Annotated in this window: 10 protein-coding genes and 1 pseudogene; 10 read left to right on the top strand and 1 reads right to left on the bottom strand. The window is 63.8% G+C overall.

Annotated elements, in window-relative coordinates; genetic code table 11:
- The first annotated feature begins 1 nt into the window (after position 1).
- The 8 genes and pseudogenes from HGG74_RS12570 to HGG74_RS12535 all read left to right on the top strand — a co-directional run bounded on the left by HGG74_RS12570 (position 2) and on the right by HGG74_RS12535 (position 9,837).
- The gene (locus HGG74_RS12570) at positions 2-1,963 is read left to right on the top strand and encodes a glycosyltransferase family 2 protein (protein WP_168486807.1); all 1,962 of its coding nucleotides are present in this window, start codon (positions 2-4) and stop codon (positions 1,961-1,963) included.
- Entirely contained in the window at positions 1,960-4,302 is a 2,343-nt protein-coding gene (locus HGG74_RS12565; RefSeq protein ID WP_168486805.1) for a glycosyltransferase family 2 protein, read from the top strand. The genes HGG74_RS12570 and HGG74_RS12565 overlap by 4 nt, the downstream gene beginning before the upstream one ends.
- A complete protein-coding gene (locus HGG74_RS12560; protein ID WP_168486804.1) occupies positions 4,289-5,170 on the top strand; it encodes an alpha/beta fold hydrolase in 882 nt (293 codons plus the stop codon). Before HGG74_RS12565 ends, HGG74_RS12560 begins: the two co-directional genes overlap by 14 nt.
- Before the next feature lie 514 nt (positions 5,171-5,684).
- Entirely contained in the window at positions 5,685-7,820 is a 2,136-nt protein-coding gene (locus tag HGG74_RS12555) for a glycosyltransferase family 2 protein (RefSeq protein WP_168486802.1), read from the top strand.
- The gene (locus HGG74_RS12550) at positions 7,817-8,452 is read left to right on the top strand and encodes a hypothetical protein (RefSeq protein WP_168486800.1); all 636 of its coding nucleotides are present in this window, start codon (positions 7,817-7,819) and stop codon (positions 8,450-8,452) included. The genes HGG74_RS12555 and HGG74_RS12550 overlap by 4 nt, the downstream gene beginning before the upstream one ends.
- Positions 8,453-8,556: 104 nt before the next feature.
- Positions 8,557-8,825, top strand: a pseudogene (locus HGG74_RS22135) (IS21 family transposase); the annotation flags it as partial.
- A 59-nt stretch (positions 8,826-8,884) separates the two neighbouring features.
- A complete protein-coding gene (locus tag HGG74_RS12540) occupies positions 8,885-9,424 on the top strand; it encodes an ATP-binding protein (RefSeq protein WP_168486797.1) in 540 nt (179 codons plus the stop codon).
- A 38-nt stretch (positions 9,425-9,462) separates the two neighbouring features.
- Positions 9,463-9,837 (top strand): hypothetical protein, encoded by a 375-nt coding sequence (locus HGG74_RS12535; RefSeq protein WP_168486795.1) that lies wholly within the window; start codon positions 9,463-9,465, stop codon positions 9,835-9,837.
- 1 nt (position 9,838) lies between these two features.
- Here the strand turns inward: HGG74_RS12535 and HGG74_RS12530 are convergent, their stop codons facing one another.
- Positions 9,839-10,588: a hypothetical protein gene (locus tag HGG74_RS12530; protein WP_168486793.1), complete on the bottom strand. Its 750-nt coding sequence runs from the start codon at positions 10,586-10,588 to the stop codon at positions 9,839-9,841.
- Between the two features lie 1,300 nt (positions 10,589-11,888).
- On the opposite strand from HGG74_RS12530, the gene HGG74_RS12525 reads away from it, so the two are divergent.
- Entirely contained in the window at positions 11,889-12,026 is a 138-nt protein-coding gene (locus tag HGG74_RS12525) for a hypothetical protein (RefSeq protein ID WP_168486791.1), read from the top strand.
- A gap of 10 nt (positions 12,027-12,036) precedes the next feature.
- On the top strand, positions 12,037-12,453 hold the full coding sequence (locus HGG74_RS12520) for an ATP-binding protein (protein WP_312856834.1): 417 nt from the start codon (positions 12,037-12,039) through the stop codon (positions 12,451-12,453).
- Positions 12,454-12,855 lie beyond the last annotated feature (402 nt).

Here is a 12,855-nt window from a genome sequence, read left to right as displayed (position 1 = left end):
GGTGGATCTGACGAACACGCTGGCCGGCAGCTACGATTTTTCCCTCCCGCAGCTGGCCACGGCACTGAAGCTCGGCCCGAAAGCCTACGAGTGGGCGCTGGAGGATCTGGCGGACCCGGCACGCATTGACCGCGGTTCCGGAACGCAGCAGCTCTGGCACGACAACTTTGTGCTGGCCGCACAGTCCCTGGCGCAGGCCCGCCGGTGGCTGCCGCTGCTGTCCCTGTCCGGCAAGGCGCACCGGGTCCATCTGGTGCTGCGGGACCATCCCGCCGCCGGTCCGGAGTCCGGCCCGCCTACTGTTGCCCAGCTGCGCAGCGGCCTGATGGTCGCCGGGTCGGCTGCCCCCGCCGGTTATGTAGCGGTCACGGTGTCTGCCGGGAACTGGGTGGATGTGCACCGCGCGGTCGCCGCCGCGCTCACGCACTTCCAGGTCGGCCGGCCGGGATCGGTGGTCCGCGGCCTGCGGATCGGCCTCACTGATCCCGTCCACGCCGCGTGGGCCGCCGGAGACCCGCTGGCCCGTTCCCTCACCCCGGACATGCTTGAGCCGGAAGAACATGACATCTTTCCGGTGGATGTACTGGTGGCCGCTACTGCGCCGGAGATCACTTCGGTGCGCCGGCCGGCCCGGATCATCCTGCCGGAGTCCGGCCTGGCCGACGTCGACGGCTGGTCCACCGCCCTGCCGCCGGTGGACGTCCGGTCGGTGTCGCCGCGCGGCTTTGAGCCCTACCCCGGGTCAGGCATCGTGCAGGCGGTGCCCGCGCCGGACGGCGGCGTGGCCTTCGACGGCGTGCACGGGACCGCCGTTCTGGCACCCGGCGAGCCGGTGGGGGCGCACACTGTCGCGGCCCTGCGCCCGCACAGCTACGTGGATATTGCCGGGCTGCTCTCCGCCTCCGACCAGCGCTCCGCCTCTGTCGTCATCTCCAACCTCGCCGTCGCCGGTATCCCGATGCTCGCCGGTCCCGGCAGCCGGGCTCTGCAGCTGCTTGGGCCGGACCTGGCCGCTGCCGTGACGGACTTCGACGCGCAGGACACGCCGCTGCGGCGCGAATCCAAGTCCATTGACATGCGCAGGCTGGCGCTCGATCTGTTCGAGCCGGCCGCGCGCTGGGCCCGCTGGGTTCCCAACCTGGCACAGCCGGAACCTGCGACGGTGAGCGTGCTGCTGGCCACCCGCCGCGCGGACCGCGTCCGCGAGGCCGTACGCCAAATCGACAGGCAGAGCTGGCCTGCGGTGGAAATCGTGCTGGTGCTGCACGGGATCGAACTGCCGGACGGGGAACTGGACCGGCTGCGCGCGGAGTGCTCGCGTGACCTGGTGGTCCGTACGGCAGGCGCGGAGCAGGTCCTGGGCCAGGTGCTCAACATCGGAGTTGCGGCTGCCAGCGGGGAGCTGCTGGCCAAGATGGACGACGACGACTGGTACGGGCGCAACCACCTCCGCGATCTGGTCCAGGCCCGCCGGTACTCAGGGGCGGACCTGGTCGGCAGCCAGGTCGAATTCGTCTACCTCGAGGATCTGGACATCCTCACCCGCAGGCCCGCGGAGGGGGAACGCTACTGCCACCATGTGGCTGGCGGTACCATGCTGATCTCCCGGCAGGACCTGGCCGACCTCGGCGGCTGGCGCCCGGTGCACCGGGCGGTGGACCGCTGCCTGCTGCAGGCAGTGGAGGCAGCCGGCGGGAGCATCTACCGCGGCCACGGCCAGAACTACGTCATGCACCGCTACGGTGACGCCCCCGGGCATGGCGGACACACCTGGGCTCCGGAAATGGAAACTTTCCTGCAGAACTCCAGCGAGCAGTGGGACGGCTTCGTGCTGCCCCCGCAGATCGATGCCGCGGACATCAGCTACCGCCCGCCCGGCCGCTCCCGCAGGCTACGCAGCATTTTCAGTGCGGCGGAACCGGAGCTGCAAACCAGCTTTCCAGCAAGGGGAGAACACTCATGAGCACACCGGTTTCCAAGCTGCGCAGCAGCCGCCGGCAGTTGGCCCGGCTCGTTGTCCCCCTGGCGGGCGTCATGGCGGGCGCGGTGTTGGTGCTGGCCCTGGTCGGCCTCGCCTTGGGCTCGACCAACCTGCTCCTGCTGGCCGTCATGCTGCTGGTGCTGCTGGTCGGCGTGGGCATCGCCGTCACGTACCGGCGGCTGTCCCGGGTGATGGTGGCTACCCGGGACACGTCCCGGCAGTCCTTCCACCTGCTGAGGGCCTCCGGGTTGGAACCGGACCTGCTCTCCAGGTTCACCCAGTTCGGCGCCCTCGCGTGGTTCCAGCAGCACAACTCGCTGTCGATGACCCAGATCATGCAGCGGCTGACCAAGATGCGCTCGATCCAAGGCCGGGACCTGCTGAGCCTGAAAGCCACCCGTGGCCGCTGGAGCTGGTCCGCCCTGGAACGGGCCCTGGAAAACTACCGGCTGGGCGGCAACGCGCGGCTGGAGGTGGAACGGCATCTGCTGGCTGCTGCCGGCCTGCCGCTGGCCCAGCTGGCGGACCTATGCTTCCGGCAGAGCGCCAGCCCCCTGGACCAGCTCAATGCCGCCACCATGTACCAGCTGGTGCTGCGCTCGCGGGGGACCGAGTTGTTCGCCGGTAAGGGCCGCGCCGCCTTCCTGCTCGAGTCCCTGGCCTCCACCGGCCGGTACGAGGAAGCCGAGTCCCTGCTGCCACTGTTCAAGCCGGCCGAGGACCGCCGGCATGACGTGCAGCTCTTCCGCGCCAACTTCCGCAACCCGTTCCGTCTCTCCAACAAGGGCGTCGAGGACTGGCTGGACACCATCAACAGCGTCTACCGTGCCGAGGGCCTGGCCGAGCTTCGGCTCACGCCGGGCGAGGAGGAGCCCTTCCAGCGCCTGGCCGCCGCCGAAGCCCTGCCCGTCGACGGCGGTCCGCTGGTGAGCATTCTCATGCCGGTCTACCGGCCGGATGAGTACACCGACCTGGCGGTCCGCTCCGCCCTGAACCAGACGTACCGGAACATCGAAGTCATCATCGTCGATGACGGCTCCGGTGAGGAATACTGGCCGCTGCTGCAGCGCTGGGCTGGCGCCGATCCCCGCATTACCGTGGTCGCCAACCCGGTCAACTCCGGAGCGTACACGTCCCGGAACATGGCCTTCGAGCGGGCCCGGGGCGAGTTCGTCACCGTTTTCGACGGCGACGACTGGCAGCACCCGCAGAAAATCGAACGGCTGGTGGCGGCCGCCGTTGCTCAGCCGGACCACCGGCTGGTCTCGGCTCCCTGGACCAGGGTGGGCCCTGACCTGTACTTCCACTACCGCGGCTGGCGCGGGGCCTTCATCACACCCGCACACGTCTCAACCCTGTTCCCCGTGGCGGTGGTGCGCGACAAGCTGGGCTATTGGGACACTGTGCGCAAGGCTGCCGATGGGGAATTCATTGTCCGGTACCAGCTGCTGGTGAATCCCGAGGAGCCGCTGGAGGTCAGCCAGGCGCCGCTGACCCTGTCCCTGGTGACGGACTCGAACCTGTCCGTGGAGGACTTCCGCCTGGGATTCCGGGCCCCGGACCGCAATGCTTACCGGGAGTACTACCAGCGCTGGCACCGGCAAATCGAGGCCGGCGAACACAACGGCCATCTGCCGTTTCCCCTGCCGGAGCGTCCCTTCGCCGCGCCGGGACGGTACCTGCCGGAGGCGGTATCCAGCCGCGAACTCGACATCGTCCTGGTCGGGGACTTCAGCTCCGGCGGTACCGAGTCGGCCCTGCTGCTGCACCACGTGGAGCAGGCTCGGTCACTGGGGCTGAGGGTGGGCGTGCAGCACCAGTACAGCCTGGGGCGGGACGCTTCCTTCGGGCCGGCGTTCAATGACGATTACCTGGAGGCATTCCGGACCGGGGCGCTGCAGCGGGTCGAAATCACCGATGCTGTGGCGGCCCAGCTGGTCCTGGCCTACGATCCGAGCGGTTTTGAGTTCCAAAGCGCCCTGACCTCCAGGATCCAGGCTGCGCAGGTCGCCGTCCTGGCTGCTCACGGGCCGGAATCCGACGCCGGGCACCACTACGATGTCACGACCGTCACCGGAAACGTGCACGCCATGTTTGGCAGCTATCCGGTGTGGCTGCCGCTGGACGCGGATGTCTTCGCACTGCTCGCCCCGCTGCTGCCGGCCACCATGCTGGCGGCGCCCAGCTGGCAGCAGCTGGCCGCGGAACTCCCGCACGAGGCTACTTCGGACGGCGGCCGCCCCGCGCCGTCGATCGCTAGAATTGTCAGGTTTGCGGGACTAGAGGAAAGACTGCTGGAGGACATCAGTGCAGGTCACTAAGACTGAGTGGGACGAACGCAACGGCGTTGAGGTCCGCCACATCGACGATGCGGGGGCGATTGAGCATTCCGCCGGGGAGGATCTCTCATATGTGATCCCGTTCCGGAAGGACGGCGGGCTGCCCGTCCGGTGCCTCTACACTCCGGGCGATTCGCAGACCTTGGTTGTGGCCTTCCACGGTTCCCTGCAGCGGACCAAGTACCAGCTGCCGCGCTTCGAATGGCGCAAAACGCTGGGCGAACTGGACGCAGGACGGCTCTTCTTTGCCGACACCACGCTTGAATTGGACGGTGGCATGCCGCTTGGCTGGTACATCGGCACCGCCGCACAGGATCTGGCCGACGATGTCGCTGCCGTGATCCGGCAGGTTGCAGCGGATGGGAACTACAGCCGGGTCCTGCTGGCCGGTTCCAGCGGGGGCGGCTTTGCCGCCATGGCGGTCGCGCGCCGGATTCCCGGCTCAGTAGCCGTCAGCTTCTCGCCCCAGACCCGCGTCGGCGACTACATTCCCTGGGTCCATAAGGCTTTTGTGAAGGCGGCTTTCCCGGGGCACGAGACGATTGACGACGTCGAAGCCCAGTACGCGGAGCGGGTTAATCTGCGCCGGCTGTATGCGGAGCCGGAGGTGCCGAACTATGTCCGCTACGTGCAGAACTCCAACGACACCGGGCACGTCACCGATCACTACGCGCCGTTCGCCGCGTCCCGGTTCGTCGACGCTTCCACCGGCGGTGTGGATGCCTCCGGTAGGATCCGGTTGGTCCTCGAAGCGATGCAGCAGGGACACCAGCCGCCATCGCGGGGACGGTTCCTCGGCCACATCCGGGCCGCCCACGAGGAATTCTTTGGGGAGCCGCTCGGCGGTTGACCCGGCGAGCTGCCACTCCGGCGTGCGGGACCACTCCGAGTCCTACATCCTTCCGGCAGATTGAGACATCTGTACCGCACCTTCAGGGGAGAACTATGAAATCCGAATGCCAGTATGTGTTCAAGGTGGCGCACCAATCGAACGCACTTCATCTGGCCCTTCACTATGACCGTCCGGTGGCTGAGGAATCTGCCGTACTGCTCATTCGTCTTTTCGACACCGCAGGACACGAAGTCATGAGCCGGAGCCTCCTACGTTCCGATGCCGTACCCAGCTCCTACCTGTTCGTTCCTCCACGGTCCGATCCGGGCCTTCACCCGGTCGGGGTCATCACGACAACGCGGCATGTGGTGACGGTAAAAATGACAGCACTAGCTTGGCCATCCCTTGAGCCGCTCGGCAAAAAGTGTTTCCCGAGGACCTTCCTCGGGATCCGGCGACCTGGCCTTGAGGCGCGGACCGACGGCCCGGGCAGAATGCACATTATCCCAGGAAGGCCGAACGGTTCGTCGAAATGACCACGCAAATGGATGTATCTGTTGTTATTGGTTTCAAGGATTGGGGCATCAACCGCCTTCGGATGGCTGTGCAAACCATTCAAAGGTCATTTGGCAGTCTGGCCGGGGAAGTCATTGTCTCCGACTACGGCTCGGCAGAACACGCGGAAACGAAACGTGCCATGGAGGAGGCCGGCGCCGTCTACGTCTACACCGAGACGGACGGTGTATGGTCCCGCTCCCGGGCGCTTAATGCCGGTTTTGCCGTTTCCTCGGGCCGAGTCCTGGTATCCACCGATGCCGATATGATCTTCTCCCCGAAGTCCATGGAAATTGTCGGGAAAGCGATCCTGGCCAATCCGGATCTGGCGCTGGTACTCCAGTGCCGCGACCTGCCCGAAGGCTACTCGGACGTGGAGCTGGCGGGCCGGACGATTGACTGGCGGCTGCTCGAACGTGTCTCCCGCATGCGCCCGCGATGGGGGATGGGCGGAATGATGGCGGCCAGCCGGGCCAGATACCTGGAGATCCGCGGTCTGGACGAGCGCATGGAAATCTACGGCGGCGAAGACATCGACTTCGCCAATCGGCTACGTCGTGCAGGGGCGCGGCTCGAGTGGGTGGTCGATGACGACGTGCGAATGTACCACATGTGGCACGCACCCTCGCGGAAGATCGCCTCGGAGACGGCCCAGGGCCGGAAGGCGATCGAGCTCAACAGCAAGATCCACGTTGAGGACAAGTCGGTCATCCGCAATACGGTTAACTGGCAGCACAGGCCCGCGGATGCCGAACTGCCCGTAAGCGTCGTCGTGTCGACCTACAACCGAGCATCTTACATCGCGGACAGCATCAGGTCGGTCCTGGCCCAGAGCATGCCGGACTTCGAGCTCATCATCGTCGATGACGGCTCAACCGACGCGACCCGGGAGGTAGTGGAGTCCTTCAGGGACGAGCGGATCCGTTACTTCTACCGGGAGAATGCGGGCATTGCTGCCGCCCGGAACTTCGCGGCCTCCGTCAGCCGCGGCCGTTATACCGCCGTTCATGACGACGACGACATCATGCTGCCGTGGCGCTTGGAGAAGCACCTGGCGGCCCTGCGCCCCGGGCACCACGGCTCCTACGGCGCCTGGGTCGACTTCGATGACGAGACAGGTGAAATGAACCTGTTGCCGGGGAAGGATCTCTCGCTGGGTTCCCTGCTGACCTCCGGCAGGGTCTATCTGCACCCGACTATGATGATCGCGACGGAGGTGGTCCGCCGGCTTGGCTATGACGAGTCGTTGCGCAGCGGTTCCGACTACAACCTTGGTATTCGGATGATGCGGTCCGGCATCCGGCTGAACCACACCGGCTATGTGCATACACTGCGCCGCCTTCACAGCGGACAGATCACCGAAACCGATTCGGTGGTCCAGCACACGTCCGCCGTACTCACCCAGACGATGGCCAGGGTGCCGATGTCCACTGTCGAATTCCGTGCCCTGCACAAAGCCCATTCGAAAACTCCACCCAAGGCGTTGGGCGAGCGGCAGGAGGTCCTGGCTTCGGTGGCCGACTACCTGCCGGGACACCTGGTCCGGCGGGCAGCCGTCGTCCGTTGTGAAACCGCCGAGACTGTCAGTCTTCCGGACGAACTCATGCTTGCGGACCGCCACATCCTTGAGCATGACTGGGACGGGCAGCTCATTTCCCAAATCGGAGTCTTCGAAGAAGTCGGGCTGGACCGGGTTTCCGCCCTTCAGGATGCGGGCATGGCCGTGGAGGTCGATGATCCTTCTGCCGCAACCTCTAGGGATAAAGTTACGCTGATGGCCATCGACGCCATGGTCACAGCCGGACGGCGATCTTGGGGGGCGGTTGACGAACCTGTGTTGGTTTTTGCTTCCAGCAAGAACTTGGATTGGGTCAAGCATGTGGTGGATAAATCCTTCCCCGGCGCGGAAGTTCACCAGCGCCTGTTGAGTGACGAGGATGCCTTGATGTTTGTCCTCTGTGTGGGAGGCCTACCGCTCGAGAGCCTGGAAAATTTGTCCATCTCGGCCAGCACACGTGATCTGACACTGCGCTCCTGGATCGATTTCTCAGGCGACACAGATGATCTCGCCGCCCTCCTGTCGTCGACGCCGGAAAAGGAAGTAGTCAAGTGAAGTTCGATTGGCAAGGCAACACGGATACTGGCGGATCGGCGATCGTAGCCCAGCCTGAGCGCTACGACGCAGTGCCCTTTGTAAACGAGCTGCTCATCGACGGGCGTCCGCGTGTGGTCAGCGGAGATCGCTTTGCAGTCGCCGCTGCCCTGGCGTTTGGGCAGGAAACCAGTGGCAGCATGGACCTTCCCTTTCCACTAGCACCAGCTACTGCCCAAGCGATCCAGCAATTCCTGCATCCGACCTGGGTCAACCTCACACCGATTGAGTACGTCCCCAAAGCGTTGCCCATCGGAATCAACCGCCTCCATTTGACGGTCGATGGAGCCGCTGCCCAACCAATCGGCAACACCTTTGACAAGCAGCGGACCATTCATTTCGACCTTCGACGGTCCGACCGGTACGCCGGCCAGCTAATGTCTTTGGATCATCATGTGGTAGTGAGCAATGCATGGATGTTCGGGGAACCGGATTCAAAACGGTCATTGTGTGCTGCGCTGGCAGTGGCTGTCCTGTTCGCGGAGAGCCTGCAAGTCGACGCAATTGAATTTCCAGCACTGATGACCCGCCCGGATGGGCTCACGGATTCAATCAACGCGTTACTGCAGTCTTGCCGATTGGCGCTGGCTTAAGCAATCAGACGAATGGGCTGGAACTACTGCTGCAGTTCGCTCAGTCAGCATCTTCAATTCTCGCGGTAACTCCCTATTCATCGATGTCCATCGGTTGACGAGCCGATTACATGTCCAGGACCCGCAGCGCTGCTGAGGCTGCCTTCCTGGCCATCGGCAACGGCGCGGCGACTTGGGTTGTGGAGGCCGCCGCGGCCGCCGCGGCCCGGATGAACATGAAAATGGCCGAGAATGTGACCTGGCGAAGATCGCCGGCACCAAGGCGGTGGACCGGGCCGTGGGCGAAGCCGCGCTCCACGGCGACCTACCCTCGATCGCGAACGACCGGCGTACCACGGTCCACGCCGAGGACAAGACTCGGTCTCTAACCTAAGAGACCGGCACCTGGGCATGCATGTGTGCTGGACCCGCAGCTGTGAACGAGCAGAATTGATGGGCCCGATCAACTCCGCCAACACCACGGTCCCGGCCCTGTCAGGCGAGTTGGAAGCCCTGAAGCGGCAACTGAAAGTGCCCCAAGCTCGGGCGCTGATCCCGGAACTGATCGCGAGTGCCCACGCCGAGCGCGGGGAACCCGTCAAGGTCATCACTGACCTGTTCGTCGAGGAAGCCGTCGGCCGGGTCCGGTCCATGCTCGTCACCCGCCGCAAGGAAGCAGACTTCCTCAAACCCCTCGACGCCTGGGACCCCGCGGCCTCGTCCGTCCCCCGCCCCGACCCAGCAGGCCCATGTGCACCTTGGAATGGATCAGCTGCAGGGAAAACCTCGTTCCGGCTCGCGCACCTCTGCGACCTGATCCGGACCCTTGGCACCGACGACAGCGTCCCCCGAGCCGTCACCAGAATCCTGCGATCTGAACTTGTCGTCATGGATAACGTCGGCTTGTTGCCTGTGGCCACGGCCACCGTGGACAGGCTCCTGCACCACGCCCATGCCTGCCAGACCAGCGGGGACTCCATCCGCCTCACCTAGACCTCGTCGGGAAGGAGCCACCCTAACAAGACCACACGATGGCCAACCCCCGCCAAAACACTCCGTACGCAGATCCACCGGTCACCGGTGGACGGAAACTCAGGGCCGTTGACAGCATCTGGCCGCCACGTCCGAGGGGCAGGCCGGCGCTCAGCGCCCTGTCAAGTCCGACCGTCGATGAACGCGAGGCCACGGCCGCACTGTTCGAACATGACCGCCTCCTGGTCGCGGACCAACAGACGTTCGTCGGCGACAAGAGCTTTGCCCACAGGGTCCCCGTCAACGGTGGGAACATCTTCAAGTTCAGGAGCTTCCGGTTCAAACTGGCTAACTACAGCCGCACCAATGTTGACGGGCTGAATGCTACTAAGATCAGCACCGACGCAGTGAACAAGCAGTTGCCAACGACCTGATCTAAACCGATGCGCCGACCATCTGGCCAATTCCTGTCAGCAAGCGATTACCGACCACCGGCTCAAACGCATAACGGTAGTGGTTCTGGTCTTCTAAAGCCGCTACAAACCCGTGCTCAAGGATCGTTTCCTTAGTCGTGTGCAACGGGATCCCATGATCCTGTTGCACACGACTAAGCATGGTGGTGAGCCTCTCCCGCACGGGGACGGGCGAACCGTCAGGCATTTCCGTGTACAAGTGATCAACAGTCATTGTAGGAGCCCCGAGCCGGTCCCTGATGGTGAGTAAATCCGCTGCCAACTCGTCCTGGGTCGCGAACGAAACCTCCAACGACTTCAATACATGATCGTCGGGCAGAGCTTCGGTGCGTCCCTCAATAATGGGGCGGTGGTCCACGCCTGCTTGTTTCGCGATTCCGTACACCTTGTGCGCGTTGAGTTCGATTCCGTTGATTCGGTGCTGCTTATAGGAGCTCACCTCCACTACGACGGCGTCGATGGGCCCGAAATCTACGCTCATGTCGTCGGGGAACTCCAGATGGGATTCGAGCGCTGCTGGCCGCAATTCGGCAGGAATATTGGTCCGGCCTTGGATGATGTCAACATACTGACGACCCGCAGCTGCCGTGTGCGTAAGCCAAAGGTGCGTGTTGTAGTTGACCAGATCAATCCTGCCCTGCTCGTACATGCGTCGAAGCGGGCGGGTAACACGGCAACTGCCAATGGCCAGAACACGGGGCTTTGTAGACATATCCCATATACTAACCGCGCTTAGTTAAACGAATCAGCCAGCAATGGTGCGTGTCGTGGGCCATTCTAGGAAAGACTCTCTACTCCGCGGACCTACGGCGCAAAGTGGTTGCCTGCAAGCTTGCACAGGGCGAAGTTCTATGCGCCGTGGAGGCTGAACAGAAAATCAACATCAACTTCTGAACTATCGCCCCAACTGAACCTGCCACACCGTCGGAAGCAGCCTTGTGTTCAGGACGAGCAGGAGAAGTCACGGACTCGCAGGGAAACTAATAAGCCCCTGACCTAGGGTGCCAAAATAGTCGGGCGAACAAAGTTGATCCTGCCAGCGTGACGTGCCCCTTGAGGTGTGAGTGGCAGTTCTAAGGTGACCGCATGCGGCAAATTCGGCTGACCGTCGGTAGTGGCCTTTCCTGGCCGCCGTCGGCGGTGGTTTTTGACCATGGACGGCAGACCCTTTTGACCGTCTGGTCCAGTGGGCCTGCGTTTTGTGCCGGTGATGTTCCTTTTCGCTTGCGGTGTCGGCACGGGGGAGCCACTTCGTTCCATATGAAATAGCGATGCCAACCGTCATTTTCATGTCTGTTCTGAAGGAGCTCCTCTCGAAGTCGCGAGGGGCCCATAAAAATTCTAGGAATCTATGATTTGACCCGGTCCTATCGTGTCACCCCGGCGCTCTGCTCTGTCTCACGTAACACCGTCCGGGCGTATGTCAAGGCCCGCGACGAGGGCAGCAGGGCTCCTGTCCCGCGGAATTTCGGGCCAAAAACAGATGCCTCCGAAGACAAACAGATGCCTCCGAGGACCAGATCCGGACCCGAATGAAGCAGTCCGAGGCAGGAGACGTGCCGATGTCGTGCACGAGCAGCTTCGCCCGCCGGGCGATACCAGATCGAAGTGTACGACCCGTCCCGTGGTGGCCTCGACCAAGGAGGAGTACCGGCCGCAAAACACCCGGGCACACGGGCACCGGACCGCGAGCCCGGGCTCTGGCTCAGGGAAGTCGTCTCTGCGGACACGACCAAGATCCGGATCAAGTTGGCACACGCCGTGGATCGGGCCATGTTCCACGGCCCAGATCCAGTCGACAAGGATCTCGGCGCGGCAGCGGCACCACTGCTTCGGCCACGAGGACTTGCTCTCCATTATCGAAGGAACCGCAGCCGCGGAATCGGCCGCGTGCCTGCGCACCGTCACCGATCCCGGCCGGCGGCTGTCCCGGGGCACCGGCGGCTGGGCCGGCTTCGACACGGCCGGCACTGGCACGGATACGTGCGCCAAGGAGCTGGGGGAAGACATCAATGCCCGATAGCATCGCAACCCCGGCCGCACCGACCATCTATTCCGTCATTGCCCTGATGCGCACCAACTATGATGCCCATGCCCGCCTGACCGCCGCCGCGTGCTGGCCACTGCCTGCGCCCAGCACCGGTACCTAAGTCGGGCCGTGTGCGTGCTGCTCGAAGCCCTCGGCCTGCAGGCTGTCGACGAGGGTATGACCATTATTGGTTCACACTCAAGGACCTCGACGCCTTGGTCCGCAGGCACCGATCCAGGGACAGCGTGAACAAGGCCATCGACCAGACGATTAACGCCGACCTAGGCTGCTTTGACGATATCGGCTTACTGCCGGTCATCGCGGACGTCGCTGAAGGGTTCTATCGCGTCGTTGACGCCGCCTACGAGAAACGGTCCCTGGGCGTCAGTTCGAACACCCACCCGGGCGGCTTCGACAAACTGATGCTCAAGGCCATTGCCACCCCGACCGTGGACCGGACCCTGCACCACGCCCACGTCTCCCAGGCCAGCGGCAAATTAATCCGGCTCATCCAGGCCCAAAGCGGAAAGGGAACCCAACCCATATGAGATAAAAACCACCAGCCGGGGCGCTGGCAATCGGCACCGCAGGCCGGCTTGAAGGGATCCGGGTCGTGACGACGCGTAAATCGGGCAGGTTGAAGATCATGGTGGCAGCATCAGGTGCCGTCGAAGCAGGGTGAACCGAGGTTCGTGGATCTGTTCGGAAGAATGCCAAAACGACACTCATCCAACCGGTCGGTCGGCCGCCTCAGCGTCTACGCCACAACGTTATTCCCCTACGAACTTCAAAGAGCCGGCAAACCGGGACGAACCAAGAAACGGCCCGTCCCGGTAGCCCGCCGCTCCTGCATCGATGTAGAACAGGTGGCACGCCCAAGGCTTCCGCGGTGGTCCACGCGGGTAAGGTTTGAGCCCACATCACCTGCCGTGAGAGGCTCGTTCACTATG

The sequence above is a fragment of the Arthrobacter mobilis genome (genome assembly GCF_012395835.1).
Lineage (GTDB): Bacteria > Actinomycetota > Actinomycetes > Actinomycetales > Micrococcaceae > Crystallibacter > Crystallibacter mobilis.
This window is presented reverse-complemented; position numbering and strand designations above follow the sequence as displayed.

Excerpts from the sequence above, each read along its gene's own strand:
- HGG74_RS12565 (WP_168486805.1), top strand. The coding sequence starts at position 1,960 with ATGAGCACACCGGTTTCCAAGCTGCGCAGCAGCCGCCGGCAGTTGGCC.
- HGG74_RS12555 (WP_168486802.1), top strand. The coding sequence starts at position 5,685 with ATGACCACGCAAATGGATGTATCTGTTGTTATTGGTTTCAAGGATTGG.
- HGG74_RS12540 (WP_168486797.1), top strand. The coding sequence starts at position 8,885 with ATGGGCCCGATCAACTCCGCCAACACCACGGTCCCGGCCCTGTCAGGC.
- HGG74_RS12535 (WP_168486795.1), top strand. The coding sequence starts at position 9,463 with ATGGCCAACCCCCGCCAAAACACTCCGTACGCAGATCCACCGGTCACC.
- HGG74_RS12530 (WP_168486793.1), bottom strand. The coding sequence starts at position 10,588 with ATGTCTACAAAGCCCCGTGTTCTGGCCATTGGCAGTTGCCGTGTTACC.
- HGG74_RS12525 (WP_168486791.1), top strand. The coding sequence starts at position 11,889 with ATGCCCGATAGCATCGCAACCCCGGCCGCACCGACCATCTATTCCGTC.